The following is a 19,350-nucleotide window of genomic DNA, read 5'->3' as shown; positions in this document are numbered from 1 at the left end:
ATGAACACCTATAACAAACATTATGACGTTATCGTAGTTGGTGCAGGACACGCAGGTTGCGAAGCCGCACTTGCTGCCGCACGAATGGGCTGCGAAACGCTCATCGTCACTATCAATCTGGATACCATCGCAAAGATGTCCTGCAACCCCGCGATTGGTGGACTTGCCAAGGGGCATCTCGTTAAAGAGATAGACGCGCTTGGCGGTGAGATGGCAAAAAACATTGATAAAACTGGGATCCAATTCCGACGTTTGAATACTAAAAAGGGACCAGCAGTTCGCTCAAGTCGCGCGCAAGCCGACAAAAAAGCGTATCAAGACGAGATGAAACGAGTCCTTGAAGCACAACAACGGCTTGACATCAAACAGGTGTTGGTTGAAGAGCTGCTCGTGGAAAACGGGCAATGCATTGGAATCCTCAGCCAGACGAAAACCGCTTATTTCGCGCAGACTGTGATTCTGACCACCGGTACCTTCCTGAAAGGTATAATTCACATCGGGGATGTCTCATATAGTGCGGGTAGGGCGGGTGAATCTTCCGCAGAGAAACTCTCAGAAAGTTTTTTGAGCCTTGGATTTGAGATCGGCAGACTCAAAACCGGCACGCCGCCGCGTGTCAATGCCCAGACGGTTGACTTCAACCAGATGGAGATCCAGCCGGGTGATGAGAATCCTCTCCCTTTTTCATTCTCAACCGAACGAATTACGCAACCGCAACTCCCCTGTTATCTAACTTACACAAATGAAAAAACACACGATGTCATCCGCGAGAATCTTCACCGATCCGCGATGTATAGCGGTCGCATTGTCGGCATCGGTCCCCGTTACTGCCCTTCAATCGAGGATAAGGTCGTCCGGTTTGAAGAAAAAACAGAGCATCAAGTCTTTGTGGAGCCAGAGGGACGAGATACTGATGAGATTTACCTCAACGGCATCTCCGCAAGTTTACCCGAAGACGTGCAGGTGGAGATGGTACATAGCATCAAAGGGTTGGAAAATGCTGAGATCATGCGCTTCGGATATGCAGTAGAATACGATTTCGCACCAGCAACGCAATTAAAACCGACGCTTGAGACCAAACAGGTACCGGGACTCTATTTTGCTGGACAACTCAATGGCACCACGGGGTACGAGGAAGCCGCTGCACAAGGACTTATGGCGGGAATTAACGCTGCCTTAAAGGTCAAAGATGAACAACCACTTATTCTTGACAGATCACAAGCCTATATAGCAGTCCTTATCGATGATCTCGTTAGTTTGGACATCCGTGAACCTTACCGTATGTTCACATCGCGTGCTGAATACAGGTTAACACTGCGAGAGGACAACGCGGATCTGCGACTCACCGAAATTGGTAGACAGATCGGACTGGTTGATGATAATACATATCACCGGTTTGAAAAGAAAGTAGAGGACATTCAGACAGAATTGAAACGGTTGCAAGACACACGTCTTAACCCAAACACTGCGACTTTGAATAACTTGGCGGGCATCCGCGAGACAGGTGAACTAAAGCAACCGACATCGTTGGCGGAGCTTCTAAAGCGTCCTGAACTTCGTTACGAGCAGATAAGCCAGATTGCGCCGTCCTCTGAAATTCTGTCACCAGTCGTGGCAGAACAGGTGGAAATTCAGATTAAATATGATGGATACATTCAACGACAACAGCGACAGATCCACCAATTCAAAAAATTGGAAAATTTCCGAATTCCGGATACGTTTGATTACACCGATGTTCACGGATTAAAGACAGAAGCGCGCGAGAAACTTGCGAAGATTCGGCCCGCCTCTATTGGGCAAGCATCGCGTTTGCCCGGTGTTTCGCCAGCAGACATCTCAATTTTGACGGTTATCCTTCATCAACACAACGCACAGTAATCTGGGTGCATAGCAAGTGGTGAAGTACGAGCAACATTTAAAAGAGACATTCAATCATTACGGATTTCCATTAACAGCACATCAGGTAGCACAATTTGACCGATATCGTACCGAGCTGCTGCGGTGGAATGAACACATTAACCTGACAGCGATCACAGATAATGACGAAATTATTCATAAACATTTTCTTGATTCGCTGAGCGTCTTGGAACACATCTCACTAAAGACAGACGATTCCGTGATTGATATTGGAACAGGTGCCGGATTCCCAGGGATTGCGTTGAAAATTTACATCCCTGACATACGCTTAACGCTGGTTGAATCGTCGAAAAAGAAGGTGGGTTTTCTAAAATTTCTGGTTCCGCAATTGGACCTGCACCGAAGAGCCAGCGTTGAAATCCTCGCGGAACGTGCGGAAGTCTGTTCGCAACAGCAGGAACATATTGGAACGTACGATTGGGTATTTACCCGTTATGTCGCAGCGATTCGGGACTCGGCAGTGTATTGCATGCCTTTGCTGAAACCGACCGGAAAGTGGGTAGCGTATAAGTCTGGTGAAGAAACAATCAAATCTGAAATTGACGAAAGTGCTACGTGTCTTAGGGCACTCGGCGGAACAATTGAAAATGTCCTCCAAAACCCAAAGTTCGATCGGAGTTATATTGTGATGCGTCGCGTCAAGCTATAGAACAGAATTCACTGTGATTTTTTTTATGTTTAGCACGTTCCACAGGAATTACAATAGTATCTCATATTACAGTGATTCAAGGCGAAATCATAAAAAATACAAAACGCTGACTAAAAATACTAAGGAAAATACTATGAATTTCGAGACAACGATTGGGGGAGAAAATATTTCCATTCTTCACGTGGAAGGGAAAATTCTTGGAAATGCGGCAGATGTGTTTCGCAGAGAAATGAATGAGCAACTTCAAACTGGACGTGATAAGTTAGTGGTTAATCTAATGAACGTTCCATTAATCGATAGCAGCGCATTAGGCGCAATCGTGATCACTTTGAAGTCCTGTCAGCAATCAGGTGGAAAGTTGGTTCTACTCAACCCACAGAAAGCCGTTAGGGAAGTTTTGGAGGTAACGCAGCTCAACACCGTCATTGAGATTTATGATACGGAGGAAGGCGCGTGCGCCGCTTTCACATAGAGACTTGATTCAAGACAACACGTAGCGTGTTGCTTGATGACTCTCGGTATTAGATAGAAAACGCGCCGGTAAACTACCGTGGCGAACATAAAAGATAAAAATCCTACGAAGCACTCTCGGTTTAAGGTGGGTTTACGCGGTCAACAGGTGGTTCTATTTCTGTTAGTCGCCCTGATGCCGTTGTTTGTCGTTTCATTAACCATCAAGTTTTTAGGTGAAAATGCGCTAAAAGAGACCGTTGGCGAAAACCTCGTTCTTCTTGCACAAGAAAAACTTGCCCGTGCAGACAACGCCATCTCCGAAAAAATTACAAAGATACAGGGAGAACTTCCAAACATTCAATCAGCAGTTGTGTATTCGAATACTGCTAATGACAAACAGATCGTATTTCTCAGCGCATGGGAACGGCTCGAAGATAGCATCCGTCTGCTTGAAACGTATGCAGGCTATAAAACCGAAGTAACCATTACCAACGCCTTCGGGTATGTCCTTCGCTCGAATAACCAACGACTGGATTACGACGCAACAAAAATGCTCCCACACCAAGTGCAAGACAGGTATTGGTGGCAAAGAGCCTATAACAATGGCATAGGTTACCCATTTGTGGAAGATGTCATCTATGATAAAACGCGAGGCGTGCATCTTCTTCCAATTGCATTGCCAGTTGTTAATGAAGAAAAAAATAACACGGTGGGTGTGCTGAGAACGTTTCTATTTCTGCCCGAACTCACCAGTTTAGTTGAATCACAACCGGAATTGGCTGAAACATACACGATTTTAACAAACGAATCTGGCAAGATAGTTGCCAGCTCACCACAAAGTGGGTATCAAGTAGACAGTTATATAGAGATGAGCAACGCTGTAGAGGAGGCAATTATTGAGGGAAAAAAGGGCGTTGATGGAAAGTTTTACGGTTATGAACCGGAAGGTGAGACCGATGCATTCGCTGAACCGCGCATCTATGGCTGGGCACGGACACAACCTTTAAATACAGAACCTTGGAAGGTTCAACAAAATTTTAGCAACTGGATAGTTTTTACTTCGCGTCCTATTTCCTCCGCTTACGCTGGTGTTGTCAGATTGAACAGATATATTTTTTATGTTACCATTGCGTCAAGTTGTATCGTTATACTAATTGCGTGGTGGGCGGCACAGCGGATAGCGACACCGATCCTGAAAGTTGCACAAGCAGCACGTAACGTTGGGCAAGGCGAATTCGACAGCGAAATTACCGTTGACAGTGATGACGAAGTCGGTGTCCTCGCCAAAGAATTCAATGAGATGCGTCGGAATCTGAAAACCGCGGTCGATCAGCTCACACAGGAAGAAAGGAAACTTACTGCTATCGTAGACAACCTCGGGGAAGGTCTGATTGTTGTTGAACCTACTGGACGGGTCCTGTACGTCAATCCTGTGGCTGAACGTCTTCTGAATCTCGGAAATACTGCTGATTACGAGAACTTTATCGTCATTGACACAGGGGCAGGTGTAATCAATTGGAGGAAAACATCAGAAGGTGTCGAGGGCACAAAAACAGAGACAAGAACGGTTGATACGAAAATTTTGTCTTCCTCTCAACGTGAAGTGTCACAACATCAAACGATGATTGCTGAGGTGAACGTCAACGGGAATCAATCAAACGGTGACAGTTCCCGAGTTCTTCGCATTATATCAAGTCATTTCCCTGATGAACACAATAACGTTGCTGGCACTGTTTATGTTTTTGATGACATCACGAATGAACACGAAATAGAACAAATGAAGTCGGAGTTCGTTTCCCTTGTTTCGCACGAATTGCGAACACCGCTGACCTCCATCATCGGATTTATTTCGCTAATACTTGATGGGAAAACTGGCAAAATTAATCAGAAACAACACGAAAGTCTGAGTCGAGCGCATCGCCAGTCGAAACGACTCGCCGCCCTTATTAATGATCTACTTGATGTTTCCCGGATTGAAGCGGGACGTATTGAACTGAAGCAGGAGCACGTAAAAATAGACTGGGTAGCCGAACGCAGAATTGAGGAACTTCGTCCACAAGCAGACGAGAAAGCCATCTCTCTATTCTTGAAGGCACAATCTAATCTACCATCAATGATTGCGGACGCAGATCGAATTGGGCAAATTTTTGTTAACCTCATCGGAAATGCTATCAAATTTACACCAGATAATGGAAAGGTGACGGTCCGAATATCAAAAGCTCAGCAGAACGGGAGCCTTACCGAAGGGGTCCACGTTGAAGTCGTTGACACAGGACCCGGGATCCCCACTGAAGAGAGGGAAAAGGTTTTTGATAAATTCCAACAACTTGGGAGTGTTCAGACTCGACAACCATACGGAGGTACTGGCTTAGGGCTTTCAATCGCCGCTGGCATCGTTGAAGCACACGGTGGACGCTTATGGGTGGATGCTGGCGATAATGGAATAGGGTCCAACTTCCAGTTTTTCATCCCGTTGGAAAAGGGGAAAAATGGCTGAAACGATTTTGGTTGTCGATGACGATCTTGATATCCTCGAATTGCTAAAGATGAATCTCGAACCGGAGGGCTACAACGTCCGGACTGCAAATGACGGTGAGAGTGCAGTGCAAAGCGCATATATGGATCCGCCGGATCTTATCCTTCTTGATGTAATGATGCCACATAAAGACGGTCTCCAAGTCATTGAGGAATTGAAGGAGACGGAACACACAAAAAACGTGCCAGTCATTTTGCTCACTGCCCGTGGACAGACGGAGGATAAAGTCCGCGGTTTGGATACCGGCGCAGACGATTATATCACGAAACCTTTCGATCTCCGTGAAGTAACGGCGCGGGTCGAAGCAGTTTTAGGTAGAACCCGACCCATCAAATACATCAACCCATTAATGCATGCAATGGGGGACGGGTTCAGTGAAGAAGGGGTACAACGACTCGCGGGGCATCTTCAAGCCGCCGCTGCTATTCAAAAAAAATTATTACCAGAACAGGCACCAACTCTTAAAGGATTCGACATTGCAACCCTACTTCAAAGTTCAACATCTGTCTCTGGCGATTTCTATGATTTCATTCCGTTGAGCGAAACACGGATGGGGATCGTTCTTGGGGATGTAAAGGGTAACGGCATTCCGGCAGCACTCTTAATGGTAATGATTCGGACAGCACTCCGTTTACTCTGTCATGAGGAAGAGACCCCCGCGTTGATCCTCAAACGAATTAATGATTTAGTGGTGCGGGACACCGAGGCAGATCTGTTCGCAACAATGATTTACGGTATATTGGACATAACGAGTTCAACTTTCACATATTCAAATGGAGGACACTGCTATCCATTTCATCAGAAGAATACGCAAGAGATAACACTCCTAAAAACGGGGGGCATGTTGATAGGCGCGTTTGAAGAAGCAACATTTGCCAGCGAGACCTGTTCGTTATCTCCGGGCGATGCCCTCCTTTTTTATACCGACGGTATTACTGAAACAGCTGCCAGCGATAGCGCAGTTTCCGGTGAAAATCAGGGAGAGGCTACAAAGTCAACACAAGATGACGCGTTCCAAGATGTGATACCGATGGATATGTTTTACGGTGGAGACAGGCTCGCCGACTGCCTTTCCAAAAATGCCGCATTGCCAGCATCCGCGTTATGTGAAGCGGTCGTTGACGATTTAGCAGTGTTTAGTGGAAGCACAACACCTCATGACGACAGAGCATTAATCATTATCAAACGAGACACTTAAATCAGGACGGACGGTAGGGGGCGAGGTCCCCTCGCCCCCTACCGTATAATGTATTTTTGGCATAATGAATCTTAACAATGCCAAAACTTGGCAAAAATAACGAAAGGCGGGATCATTCCCAAACCCCGTCTTGTAGGGGTTTCCTTTGGAAAATATCCAATGGGAACCCAAAGAAGGAGTTTCAAACGTGGGTGAGAGAACTAAACAGATTATTACACTTTCTCTCCCAAGTTCAATGCAACATGTTGGTCTGCTCAAGGTTATTGTCACGGAGATTTTGAAAGAGACAGATTTTACCGAGGACATACAAGAGCAGATTAATCTTGCTGTCATTGAAGCGGGTACAAACGCAACCAAGCATGGCAACGAAGAGGATCCGGGCAGAAAAATTGCTTTTCAGTTAATTCTCGCCGAGGATAAACTAACCATTGACACCGAGGACGAAGGCGGAGGATTTACCCCTAAAGATACTGAAACTGAACACGTCATCACGCTTACGCTTCCAAGTTCAATGCAACATGTTTACCTACTTGACGTTGTTGTCACGGAGATTTTGAAAGAGACAGATTTTACCGAGGACATACAAGAGCAGATTAATCTTGCTGTCATTGAAGCGGGTACAAACGCGATCAAACACGGCAACAAAGAGGATCCGAACAAAAAAGCGACCCTCGAATTCACGCTTGCTGAGGATAAACTGGCGATCCTTATTAAAGACGAAGGGGTCGGGTTTACACGCAAAGAAGTCGCCGATCCGCTTGATCCAGAGAACCTGCTCAAAAGTAGTGGTAGAGGTTTATTTTTGATGGAAGCCTGTATGGACTCTGTAACCTATGAAGCCAATGGTACCATCATCAAAATGGTTAAATATAAGGAAACCGCATAATCGTACTCAGTACTCAGTTATCAGTTAAGAGGCGTCTTGTGGCAGTAACAATAAAAGTGACCGCCCCAAGTGTTTAACTCTCACTGTGAGGCAAACTGAAAACTATTAACTGACAACTATTCGTATTAGAAAATCGCCGAACCTACTTCATAGGAAATATTTAGGGGCCCGAAAGTCGAAATTATACTTCAGGTTTGGGCGTATATTCAATCTTCAAGGAACTTCTATGCAAGTCAACCTTCGACACAAAGGCAGTATTACAATTCTGGATATTGAGGGAAGAATTATTGGGGCAGATGCCTTAGCTCTCAAAACCATCATTGATCAACAAATTCAAGTAATAGATAGTGAAGATGAGCACGCGGAGAAACTCAATTTAATTCTAAATATGGAGCGGGTCCAGATGATGGACAGCTCCGGCTTAGGCGCACTTGTCGCTTCTCATACTGCTATCCGACGGGGTGGAGGAAACGTTGTACTCTTGAACCTCGGTGGCAACGTCAGAAGTCTAATTGTCATGGCAAAGTTGATGACAATTTTTGACTGCTATAATACAGAAGCAGAAGCGATAGCCGGAATTATGAAGGCTTAAATGTTTCGCACCAGGATAAAAACATGGAAACGCGTATCTCTAAGGACACTGAACAGAGCGTTAGTCTGTGGCACAAATGTACCCAGTGTCAAGAGTTCGCTTTTAGGAGTGAACTCGAACGTAACCTATATATCTGTTCATACTGCGGGGCACTGTTCCCACTACTTGCTGAAAAACGGCTTGAGTTCCTGTTAGACGATCTAACAACCGCGGAAGTCAGAGTTACCGAGAACACGGGGCTCATTGCCGAAGGGATGATTTCAGAGCATCCGACTTGTCTATTCATCGCAGATATGGATGTACTCCCTACTGAGATTGATATTTCTTTTTTTCTCACAGCACTTGAAAATGCCTTGCAAAAACAGATACCATTGATTACAATTATCGCGTGCCAACCAAACGGGTCGCGACCAGCTCTGACAGAAATCACCTACTTGACAATGCAGATGGAGCGGTTAGCGGAGGCCTCACTTCCCCACATCACTGTTTTAACTGAAACAGAGGTGTATCCACTCGCTACGCATCTCCCCGTCGGCGAATTAATTATCGCAGAGGGCACAGCACCCACTAAAAAGACAGCACCACCGAATTTACAACCCGCACTGCACGCACCGGAAGAACAACTGCTGACGCAGACACCGACATCAGAAACTGACGTAGTGCCTAACATAAGTGTTGATTGCTATGTCCCTCGTGAAGAGCTGCCGAGTACGCTCGGATTATTTCTGAAATTTTTTTCAGTATAACTCGCGGGAACCACACCTTCCACAAAGGATATTGTCATGATAACAACCAAAACGGTTGAGAATCGCATCTCCTTCGCTGCGCAGAAATTTGAAGAAATCTTCGGTGGTCCATCCACATTCACCGCATCAGCCCCGGGCAGAGTAAACCTCATCGGTGAGCACACGGATTACAATGACGGTTATGTGTTTCCAGTCGCGATTGATAAGTATCTCAATATCGCCGCACGTCAACGATCTGATAGATATGTCAGGTTACACGCCTTGGATGTCAAAGATTCTTACGAATTCAACCTTAGCAGCCCTCCGTCTACTGAACAGGCACCAGCATGGAGTCATTACCTCTTGGGGGTCGCGTCCCTCCTACAAGCATCTGGGAAAAAAATATCCGGTATAGATGCCGTCATTACAGGCGATGTGCCGATTGGTGCAGGCTTGAGTTCTTCGGCAGCACTTTCAGTCTCAGCTGCGCTCACTTTTTTAACCGCCAGTTCTGAAACCTCATCACTGGAAAATCCGTCAAAACCAAAGATTGATAACAAAGAACTCGCCGCGTTATGCCAACAGGTAGAACACGAATTTGCCGGTGTTAATTGCGGTATCATGGACCAGACCATCTCCCTGCTGGGGCGGGAGGATCAAGCACTTTTCCTCGACTGCCGCTCGCTTGAACACGAGCATATCCCCCTCAATTTGAAAGCGCATCATATTGCCATTTGCAACACGAAAGTAAAACGCGAGCTCGCTGCTTCTGAATATAATAAGCGACGTGCAGAATGCGAAAGAGGTGTTGACATCCTCGAACAGTGGTTACCCGGTATCTCCTCACTTCGCGATATTTCGTTAGCAGATTTCAAAAAATATGAAGATGAACTTCCGGCGTTAACACAAAAGAGGTGTCGGTATGTGATTGAGGAGAACGCGCGTGTTCTTGATGCTGTCTTCGCGCTTAAGACGCGAACAGACGAATCGCTTGGACAATTCGGTAGACTCATGAACGTATCACACAAAGGATTGCGGGACGATTACGAAGTTAGTTGCGTAGAGTTAGATCTGCTTACTGACCTTGCACGCAGCATCGAAGGCGTGATCGGCAGCCGAATGACGGGGGCTGGTTTCGGCGGATGTACAGTCAGCATCGTTCACGAAGACGCTTTAGAAACGTTCCGAACGCTCGTGACGAAGGAATACCACAAACAGACCGGCATTGAACCCGAAATTTATCTCTGCAATGTCAGTGGCGGTGCACAAGTTTTTTGGGAATAATCTGGTTATCGGTTAAAGAGGTATCTGACTTATCTAAGCCATTTCTTGACTTTAACCATCAACTCGTCTACAGATACTTTTGCTAAGGCGCGAGTTGATGGTTAAAACTGACAACTGATAACTATTAAAAAAATGAAATACAGCATCGGCGTTGACCTCGGCGGAACAGACATCAAGGCAGGATTAGTCTCATCGGTAGGCGATATTTCTTGCCGCGTCATTCTTCCTACAGATGTTGAAGTAGGTGGTCCTAAATTCGTAGCGGCTCGAATCGCGGAAGCCGTTCGTCAGGTGATTGTGAAAGCACCTGAAAATCACCGGGACACAAGTGAGATTTGGATCGGATTAGGAGCACCCGGACTTATCATCGCTGAAACAGGTGTTGTCCATTTTTCTCCTAACTTCCCCGGCTGGAGTGACATACCACTTGTGGATTATGTGAACGCAGAACTGGCGAAGTTGAGTATCCCGAAGAATGCTGTAAAGCGTAACTCACAAATCAAGAACTACAAACTCATATTAAAGGGTATGGATAACGACGTGAACGTGATGACATTGGGGGAATTTCGTCACGGTGCTGGTGTTGGATACAAAAGCATTGTCGCATTAACGCTCGGTACAGGGGTCGGTGGAGGTGTTGTCATTGATGGGCAACTCTATCATGGAAGTCAAAATACTGCGGGCGAACTCGGACATACGATCGTTGACCCCAACGGGCGTTACTGTGGCTGTGGCAATCAGGGGTGTCTTGAGGCGTATGCTGGCGCGAAAAATATCGTTGAACGCACTGAGGAAAGAATCAAAACAGGACGAGAAACGATTTTACTCGGCGAGGTTACAAACCTCGCCAGCGACGGAACATCACTAACACCACGGCAAATAGCGGAGGCAGCCCAAGCAGGGGACCAACTCGCAATGGAAATTTTTGCTGAAACAGGACGGTATATCGGCATCGCGCTCACTTCAATAGCGCATATTCTCAATCCACAAATCGCAATCATCGGAGGTGGTATAGCGGAAGCCGGTGAAAAACTCCTTTTTGAACCGATTCGCGCTGAACTCGCCAAACGTGCCATGGACATTCCAGCACAAATGAAAATCGTAAAGGCACACCTCGGAAATGATGCCGGCATTGTAGGTGCAGCGGTGCTCGCCTTTGAAAGTGAGGGACCGGCATTGTAAGACGTAATGCTCAGATTTCTCATCAATCTACCATGGAGAAAAGAAATGAAAAATAAAATAAATCCGTTACAAATTTTAGCAGTCCTTTGTCTGTCATTAATTTCGCTGAGTTGTTCAAAGGTCCCTGACTTTATCAAAGACACCTTCCAACCAGAGATGATCGTCCCCGTGTTCGACCCAGATGCCCACATTATGCCACAGACGGGCACTGTCGGCTATGTCAAAAACGGCATCACAGCAATGGTTGTCCCACTCAACGATGTGAAGGCAGTTGACGCGTTCGGTGTTATCATTTATAACCGGACGAATCACTGGATCTCCTTCAAAAAGGAGGACTGTCAGATGTTGGATGGAACCGGAAACGTTACGAAGACAATCGATAAGTCCCAAGAATCCTTTTACTTAAAAAAGAATTTCAGACCCAAGCTGCCGCCTGAGTTTGGGGCAGAAGTGTTTCGATGGGACAAAACTATTCGGGTACAAGGCACCCCGGCGGTTCTTCCCAGAGCAGACCTTGAGCGAACGACAGTAATGCCGGGCCAACATACGAGATTCTTCCTCTATTTCCGTAAACGAAGCATTAATTACAGCAACTTGCGAATCATTGTTCCCAGAGTCACAAGTGATTTTAATGAACAGCAAACGACATTTGTCTTCAAATTCAGGGTACAGCGAGGCTAAACAAACCCCCAATGAAGTGAAATTTCAAACATCACTCCTGAAGTCCGCCCAAAGTGCCATTATTAGAAGTCTCGGTTGTCTTTTTCTTCTGTTCTGTGTGAGCTGCGGTCTACCCAAAAGTGAAGTCGCACAGCCGGTTGAAATTCTACCCTCAAACCGCGAACGGAATGCGCCACCTATATTGGGTGTCCGTTATATTGAAACACTCGGTAGAACTGGACAAGGGGCGGGCGAATTTCGGACCCCATTGGGACTCACTATAGACGAAGCGGACAGGATTTACATCGCCGACGCTGGTAACAATCGGGTGCAAGTGATTGACGATGCTGGGAATTTCATGACGGAATTCGGAAGTCGCGGGTGGCAAACAGGGGAATTTGACCATCCAACAGACATCGCTCTGAGTTTCCAACGCAGTTACCGCCTCTATGTAGCAGATACGGGTAACAATCGCGTACAATACTGCAATTTCGTTGACCGTATTTTCTATCCACTCAGTGAAAGCGTAGATGATATTCTATTGGACCGACCCGAAGGCATCGGTATCGGACGAAATGGCGAGGTTTACGTTGTTGATACGGGCAATCATCGCTGGATTGAATTTAATGTCGCAGGGGTACCCGTTGTCGCACGCGGAAGCTTCGGGAGCGGTAAGGAACAACTCTGGAACCCAACAGACTTGGACGTTGATGCTCACGGGAACGTTTATGTCGTTGATACAGGGAACCATCTCATTAAAAAATACGACTTCAGTGGCAACCCTATCAATACATGGGGCGGTGAAGGCGACGCGCTTGGACAACTACGGGAACCGAAGTGCATCACCTTGGACGAATGGAATTATCTTTATGTAACAGACAGCGGCAACCGACGTATTCAAGTTTTTGCGCCTGATGGTAAAACCATCACCGAATTCAGTGCCGCTGCGCTCTTAGACCCCGCAGGCATCGCCGTCTCAAAAACAGGACGTGTCTTTGTGAGCGATGCCGAAGCGAATGACATAAAGGTATTCCAAGTTTTCCGTAAAAAATAGTTTTTTATTCTTCCTTGCGGTCAATTATGCACGTCTGGCATATAACAATTGATGAGAGAATCCAGTCTCACCGATGGTAGGTAGGCACAAGACCTACCCCTACAGCGTCTTTGGCCAGAGATTGTAAGCCCAAGCATCGCGCCGGGAAACCGGATATACGGGCAGGAACGTTCTTGCGAAATTTCCCTAAACGAACCGCAAGGTAAATTAAAAAATGCGTATTTTACTTTTTCTCCTTGCGTTCTGTTTATGTATACCTCCCAGTCTTGGAAGGACAGCGCAAAACCCTCCCGACGATGCAGAAAAAGTCCTTGAACTTCCTACCTTTTCGGTCCTCCAGAAAGCCGAACGCTTTGAACTGAAAGCAGAAACACAAGAATTTACGGTGAAGTATCCACCAATTCTTCCAAACAGTGAACAGATAAGGGAAACGGGTGGAAAAGTACTTGTGCGAGGTGTCGATTACCAGATCGATTTCTATTTGGGAAAAATCACTTTAGAAGAGCGTCATTCCACGACCGAACCGTCCACAGATCGTCCGTACAGATTAGAGATAACTTACCGAACACTGCCCTTCGCGATCAAACAGGTTTATAAACGCGATCTCTACGGGACAGCAGGCGGTAGTCAACAAGATAGCAGTCAGTTGACAACCGACGGTTCCCCACAGCAAACAGATGTTCTTGCTGACAATCGACGGCTTCCGGCAACCGACAGCCAATTAGAAGTGTCTGGAAGCCAAACATTTGGCATCTCAGTCGGCAGCAACCGCGGCGTGACGCAAAACCAGGAACTTCGCGTCAACGTAGAGGGTAAAGTCTCTGAAAATATCAGTGTTCTTGCACTGCTCTCCGACCAAGATTTGCCGATCCAACCCGAAGGAACAACCGAAAATATCCAAGACATCGATCAGAAACTGATTCGTATCACACATCCCAACATGACGGGTACCTTAGGCGATTTTGAAGGATCTCTCGGTCCATCAGAGTTTATTTTCTTTCCACGTGCATTAGAGGGTGTACAGGTTGAAGGCGATTTCAAGTCGGTAGACTTTCACCTCATTCCGAGTGCCATTCCGAAGGGGCAATCCACAAGTTTAGTCCTGCAGGGTGAGGAAGGACGGAGCGAATATCGGCTCACCGTCGATGGACAATACGTCATCGTGAAAGCCGGGAGTGAAATCGTCTGGTTGAACGGCGAAAGGATGCGGCGCGGCGAAAACAACGATTACATCATCCGCGAATACGGGGACCCGATTGTTGAGTTTAACAGCAAACATCTGATAACAAGCAACGACGTAATTCGGATCGATTTTGAATACATCCCCGAAGAGCGTGCGTATCAACAGAATCTTTACGGACTTAGCAGCGTGTTCGCACTGCCCGGTGAACGTTTAACCTTCGGGGCATCTTATGCTGTTGAAGCAGATCTAAATCAACCAGAACAGGCTTTAATCGATTTTAACGATGAGGAGTTGGAAGCACTTCGCCAAAATATCCTTGATTTAGAGGGAGAGGGATCCCTCCTCATAGCACCACAAAAACATACTGTATGGGGATTGGAGAGCCGTCTGAATTTCACTGAACAAGCGTGGATCCAAGGTGAACTCGCTTACAGTAATCTTGACAAAAATACCTATTCCACTGTTGATCGGAAAGAGGTGAGTCGGGCATGGAAACTGAGCGGTTATGCCGATTGGGAATTCCCAATAGGGTCAGATAAACGAAATCAGGGTTACAAGCCCCTCCTACACACAAATCTCGACATACGGTCAATGGATGCTGGCTTCGTGCCTGTCGGTGCCTCAAGCAGCAACCGCACCCGTTCCCGTTACGAAACACAATACGCCAAAGAGGGTTTCGATGACGCATTTCTGCTCAATCTCGAAGGCCCTTCGCGAACACCTCAGGACGAGAGGACCCTGAACTTTGACATCCAGATGATTCCGATAGATTGGCTGGAGGTTGACGCTGGTGTCGGTAGGAGTGAAGAAAGAGAACCGGAACGTGAAAAGACCGTTCAGGAGGTGACAGAACCCACAGACGAGACAGAACCTTTCCCTGTTGCAAACGCAACCATCCGCAACAATTTCAACTGGGGTGTCAACTTCAATCGGCGTTCAGGCGGTGGAATCGCACCCCTCACCGGCATCCGAGCAAACACACGCAGAGACAGACAAGAGACGAATACCGGCGCATCGGAACAGCGTACATCTGCGGGAACAGAGTTATTGAAGAAATTACCAAATCTCCGCTGGGACAACTACCTGAGTAATTCTCGGACGGAAGGTGAAGATTCAACAAGGGCGGAGTCGCTGCAGAAATCACGGCAGGAAGGTAATCTTTCGTATCCGCTCGGTCCGTTCAGAATCTTAGGAACATTGGGACGAGTGGAATCGAACGAGGCGCGTAACGCCACGCTCAACCGAAAGCGGAACCGTGCAACTGGACGTGTTGACTTGACTGAGTTCAAGTGGGCATCTCTCAACACGAGTTATGAACTCGAGGAGGCGTTTGCGAAAGAACCGTTGCTCACCGTGGATGACATGCCTATCGGTTTGTCGGATTGGCAGCGGAGTACCACTGCACGGACTTGGAAAATCGGTATCTTATCGCAACAAGAATCCTTGCTCGGCGGGGGAGTGAATCTGACTGCAAACCTTGCACGCCGGATGTTGAAAGCACACACCGATCTCGGTGCAAATACAACAACTCAACTCGCGGATGTCAACCTCCAACTCACGCCACTTAGCCGAGCGATTGATATAGAAATCAGCTATGAATTAGACAAAAAACTCACAAGTCAACGGCGCGAAGTTTATACCGACATCCATCCACACACTGGTGTGCTGCTCCAACCCGGTGAAGGATACTACGTGAAGTTGGACGACTTGCACTATGTAGAGGATCCCGAAGAAGGCACCTACATCAAAATCTATCAAAATGTCGGAGATAAACCGACAACAGCAGTGGAGGCAGAATTCCGAATGCGTTTTCAACCGCGTCAGTTTTTTGCACGACGCGACCGAGCAAGACAACAGCAGCAACGGGATCTGATGATGAAGCGTGATAGTTTACGTCCAACGCGAAATAGCAGTCAGCCATCAGCAGTCGGCAGTCAGCAAGAGGACTCTGGTTCATTAGATCCCTTTTCTACTGAAAGCCGAAAGCCGAAAGCCGAAAGCCGCGTAGAATGGTTTCTGAAGGCTCTCAGAGGTCAAACGCGGTTGTGGCTGACCGAAGAACAGGAAGTAGAGGATGCGGTGTCTCTCTATCTGCTCCAAAGTCTACAAGGTTCAGAAACGCTTTTCGGGCGGTTGAATCAGCACCATCGGCTCGAATTTTCACCCTCACCGGCGTTCAATTTCGAGATTAACCTTCGCGCGGGTGAGACCCTCAACCGACGAATTAACAACCAAGAACGCCACAGACTGCACAACACTTGGGATGTCGGTTTCTCCGTGAACCCAACGCAACGCTTATCTGTCGGTGCCAACTGGGAACAACGCCGAGAAACCGAGAAGTATAGTCAATTCCAATTTGAAGAACTCGCGGGGGAAACCGAATCTATGAAGAACGTGGCAGAATTGCCGTCAATGCCCATCTCAGACCTGCGCCAATTTGAACAGACGACTGAATTGAGCCTCCGGTATGAATTGAGCAATTCAATCAGATGGAGTGGGACTGGCGGATATAAACGCACCATTGATGAGGAACAACTTGACGAGGAACCTGAAGCGAAAACGCGCACTTTCTCGTTTGAAAACCGCATCACCTACAGCCTCATCGGCAAGGGACGTGTTGATGTCAACTACAAACTCGGCTATGGCGAGAGCAGCGGCGGGATACCTTTTGCGCAATACACCTTCTACGAAGGCATCAGTCACGAAGTCCGTACGACAGCAGATTACAGATTGCGAAAATTCACCGATCTCCTGTTTCGGCTCAATTACCGCTTGCTCTCCACAAAACAGCGGAAACCCGAACACCGTTTAGAAATGACAGTCAGTGCAGAGCTCTAATCGCGAATCGGAGTGTTTTCCTATCAGGAGCTCGTTTAGAACCTTATTTCAGGTTCCTTAAATTCCCCTTTAAGCCATTTCAGAAATACCTCGGTGTCGGTAAAGCTTTCGAGGACCTCTCCCATCAAAACGGGTTCCGTTAGCATAAGCCAAATGAACCCATCATCAGGACGTTGCTCAGTACGCCGATCCTTAAGGACTTTCTTTATTTTTTCGATATTCGCTTGCTCGATATCTAAACTCAACCGATCAAAATCTTCACCAAATGACTCAATTATTTTATCATTTCCTTGTAGACGTTTGATACCCCATTCAAAAATTGTCCCTTCCTGAAAAACGGGTAGAAGGATTTTTTCCTCCGCTGTGGTTTTATCTGCTCCATGATAGATTAGAATCCGCGCACTCTGGAAGGCTTGGTGCATACGGTGCATGATAATAAGTTCTTCCTTCATAGCCTCCCCAAAGTGTTTCTTTAACACACCCCTATACAATTCGGTGTTTGGTGGGCTATTCTCAACAGATGCTTTAACGAATGTTTTAAAGTTTTGATGTGGCACGTTCGGATAAACATCTCTGAGAAAATCCAGATAGATAGGACTCGTACTAATAATCTGGTGAAGGATCTCAAACTCTTCATCTAAAATTGGGGATTGAAACTGTCGCTGCAACGCTTTGAACGTCTGCTCGTACAATTCTTTTCTCGTAACTTCAAGATTCCCATCTGTTGTTTCCTCTGCTACTGCCTCCTTCGGTTCTAAGGTTCGATCCGGTTCGATAGAATAATCCAGAAAGAGGAAAATGGAACAAATGCATAAAACAGTGAAAAGTCTATAAAATGCCTTCAAAAATGTGGATGTACTTCTCATAATGGGGCTACTCCAAATTGGGTGCTGCTTGGATTATATTATAGTTTCCGCTACGGTTGAAGTGCTTTCCGTTTAATATTTCCCCACGTCGTGGCGACTTTATCCTTCGGTGAAACCGCGAACAAGGCACCGCGCATCACAGCTCTGATTTCGGTTTCACTGAGCGCACGATTCCATATCGCGACTTCGTCAATAGAACCTCCCTCAAACGCATACTCAGACTTACCTTTGGCACATCCGATCCGCAAATCTTCCTCGTTTATGCCATTAAAAATAAAAGGTGGTTTCTCATCATTTTCAAGAATGTTTTCACCATCAAGGTACATTCTCACGTTGAGATCCTCACATACGCCGACAACATGATGCCACTTTCCATTCCTCATTTTGTTCTCTACCGCCATTCGCACGTGAAATTCTCGCGTCCCTAAAATAATCCCAATTCCTGAACCATTGGGAAGGAATGCGAGATCTGGATCATCATTTTCATCAAAAACTCCCATACCATACAGGCTATTGGATCTTGCACTATAACACCCTTTATCAAACCACTGAGAAGAGCTCCCCTTCCAATCGTCGTGATATATCCATGCCATCATCGTGATTTCTTCACTGATTTCCAGTTCATCAGTGGTAGGGACATTCACACAATCTTCGGTATCATTAGTAATATGGATGCCGTTTCCATATTTACCCTTAACAAATTTGGTGTCTTTGACAACTTCAGCATCAAGCCCATTGCCAGATTCATCGAGAATCCGTTTACCCTTGATGTTGTCGAACGTAAAGTAAACGACAAGACCTTTATCAAAATCTGCGATTGCATATCCGCTTGTGATAAGCGTCAGAGCGATGAGTGAGGCGTAGAGAACTGATCGTTTCATTCTGTTTTGTTTAACCTCTTATAGTCATGCGGAATTAGGAGAGTGAGCCAGGGAAACACCCAAGCAAAACACGCCACGGCTGCTGGCGAGGATTGTATCCTCGCCTCCCCGCAGGGAATTTTTGCTTGGGTATTTCTTCAAGGTTCCCTCGCCCTTATTGGATTGGGTGCTACTTGTTGACTGTGGATACATCTTTGAAGACTTCATCCCAATCCCACAAGAAGATTGTACCATCCATGGCAGTGCTGACGAGTGTTTTCCCATCAGGAGAAAACTTCAATGTCTCCACTTCCAGCGTATGCCCATCAAGCGCAGCGATTTGCTCGCCCGTTTCAACATCCCTTACCAGGATCATTCCGCTGCTCGTTCCATTGACGAGAATCGCGCCATCAGGAGAAAACACCAACGGTGTAGGGTAATTACGAAATGTCACTCTACCTCGTTTA

The 19,350-nt window shown here is 46.6% G+C and carries 16 protein-coding genes; 13 read left to right on the top strand and 3 right to left on the bottom strand.

The features are described 5' to 3' along the window. The 13 genes from mnmG to OXH39_18940 all read left to right on the top strand — a co-directional run bounded on the left by mnmG (window position 1) and on the right by OXH39_18940 (window position 17,157). The gene (mnmG, locus tag OXH39_19000; GenBank protein ID MCY3552556.1) at window positions 1–1,878 is read left to right on the top strand and encodes a tRNA uridine-5-carboxymethylaminomethyl(34) synthesis enzyme MnmG; all 1,878 of its coding nucleotides are present in this window, start codon (window positions 1–3) and stop codon (window positions 1,876–1,878) included. 16 nt (window positions 1,879–1,894) lie between these two features. Continuing rightward, a complete protein-coding gene (gene rsmG, locus OXH39_18995; protein ID MCY3552555.1) occupies window positions 1,895–2,566 on the top strand; it encodes a 16S rRNA (guanine(527)-N(7))-methyltransferase RsmG in 672 nt (223 codons plus the stop codon). A 133-nt stretch (window positions 2,567–2,699) separates the two neighbouring features. Continuing rightward, on the top strand, window positions 2,700–3,038 hold the full coding sequence (locus tag OXH39_18990; protein MCY3552554.1) for an STAS domain-containing protein: 339 nt from the start codon (window positions 2,700–2,702) through the stop codon (window positions 3,036–3,038). 78 nt (window positions 3,039–3,116) lie between these two features. Further along, a complete protein-coding gene (locus OXH39_18985; protein MCY3552553.1) occupies window positions 3,117–5,516 on the top strand; it encodes an ATP-binding protein in 2,400 nt (799 codons plus the stop codon). Next, window positions 5,509–6,753: a SpoIIE family protein phosphatase gene (locus OXH39_18980; GenBank protein ID MCY3552552.1), complete on the top strand. Its 1,245-nt coding sequence runs from the start codon at window positions 5,509–5,511 to the stop codon at window positions 6,751–6,753. Before OXH39_18985 ends, OXH39_18980 begins: the two co-directional genes overlap by 8 nt. 187 nt (window positions 6,754–6,940) lie before the next feature. Continuing rightward, complete coding sequence (locus tag OXH39_18975) at window positions 6,941–7,639, top strand: ATP-binding protein (GenBank protein ID MCY3552551.1); 699 nt, start codon at window positions 6,941–6,943, stop codon at window positions 7,637–7,639. A gap of 226 nt (window positions 7,640–7,865) precedes the next feature. Beyond that, window positions 7,866–8,231 carry an STAS domain-containing protein gene (locus tag OXH39_18970; GenBank protein ID MCY3552550.1) on the top strand — a complete coding sequence of 122 codons (366 nt, stop codon included), beginning with the start codon at window positions 7,866–7,868 and terminating at the stop codon, window positions 8,229–8,231. 23 nt (window positions 8,232–8,254) lie between these two features. Beyond that, window positions 8,255–8,977: a hypothetical protein gene (locus OXH39_18965; protein MCY3552549.1), complete on the top strand. Its 723-nt coding sequence runs from the start codon at window positions 8,255–8,257 to the stop codon at window positions 8,975–8,977. 36 nt (window positions 8,978–9,013) lie between these two features. After that, entirely contained in the window at window positions 9,014–10,240 is a 1,227-nt protein-coding gene (locus OXH39_18960) for a galactokinase (protein MCY3552548.1), read from the top strand. Between the two features lie 132 nt (window positions 10,241–10,372). Next, window positions 10,373–11,422, top strand: coding sequence for an ROK family protein (locus OXH39_18955; GenBank protein MCY3552547.1), 1,050 nt, complete (start codon window positions 10,373–10,375; stop codon window positions 11,420–11,422). A gap of 45 nt (window positions 11,423–11,467) precedes the next feature. Beyond that, complete coding sequence (locus OXH39_18950; GenBank protein MCY3552546.1) at window positions 11,468–12,103, top strand: hypothetical protein; 636 nt, start codon at window positions 11,468–11,470, stop codon at window positions 12,101–12,103. Further along, window positions 12,054–13,136, top strand: a complete 1,083-nt coding sequence (locus OXH39_18945) for an NHL repeat-containing protein (GenBank protein MCY3552545.1) — start codon at window positions 12,054–12,056, stop codon at window positions 13,134–13,136. The genes OXH39_18950 and OXH39_18945 overlap by 50 nt, the downstream gene beginning before the upstream one ends. A gap of 214 nt (window positions 13,137–13,350) precedes the next feature. Then, window positions 13,351–17,157, top strand: coding sequence for a hypothetical protein (locus tag OXH39_18940; GenBank protein ID MCY3552544.1), 3,807 nt, complete (start codon window positions 13,351–13,353; stop codon window positions 17,155–17,157). A 35-nt stretch (window positions 17,158–17,192) separates the two neighbouring features. Here OXH39_18940 and OXH39_18935 read toward each other — a convergent pair whose 3' ends face one another. The 3 genes from OXH39_18935 to OXH39_18925 all read right to left on the bottom strand — a co-directional run. Beyond that, the gene (locus tag OXH39_18935) at window positions 17,193–18,023 is read right to left on the bottom strand and encodes a hypothetical protein (protein MCY3552543.1); all 831 of its coding nucleotides are present in this window, start codon (window positions 18,021–18,023) and stop codon (window positions 17,193–17,195) included. Window positions 18,024–18,073: 50 nt separating this feature from the next. Then, the gene (locus OXH39_18930) at window positions 18,074–18,904 is read right to left on the bottom strand and encodes a LamG domain-containing protein (protein MCY3552542.1); all 831 of its coding nucleotides are present in this window, start codon (window positions 18,902–18,904) and stop codon (window positions 18,074–18,076) included. 169 nt (window positions 18,905–19,073) lie between these two features. Then, window positions 19,074–19,350: hypothetical protein (locus tag OXH39_18925; GenBank protein MCY3552541.1), on the bottom strand; the 277-nt coding region annotated here is incomplete at its 5' end.

This window comes from Candidatus Poribacteria bacterium, assembly GCA_026702755.1.
Taxonomy (GTDB): Bacteria; Poribacteria; WGA-4E; order WGA-4E; family WGA-3G; genus WGA-3G.
The sequence above is the reverse complement of the archived record's forward strand: the minus strand, read 5'-3'. Positions and strand labels throughout refer to the sequence as shown.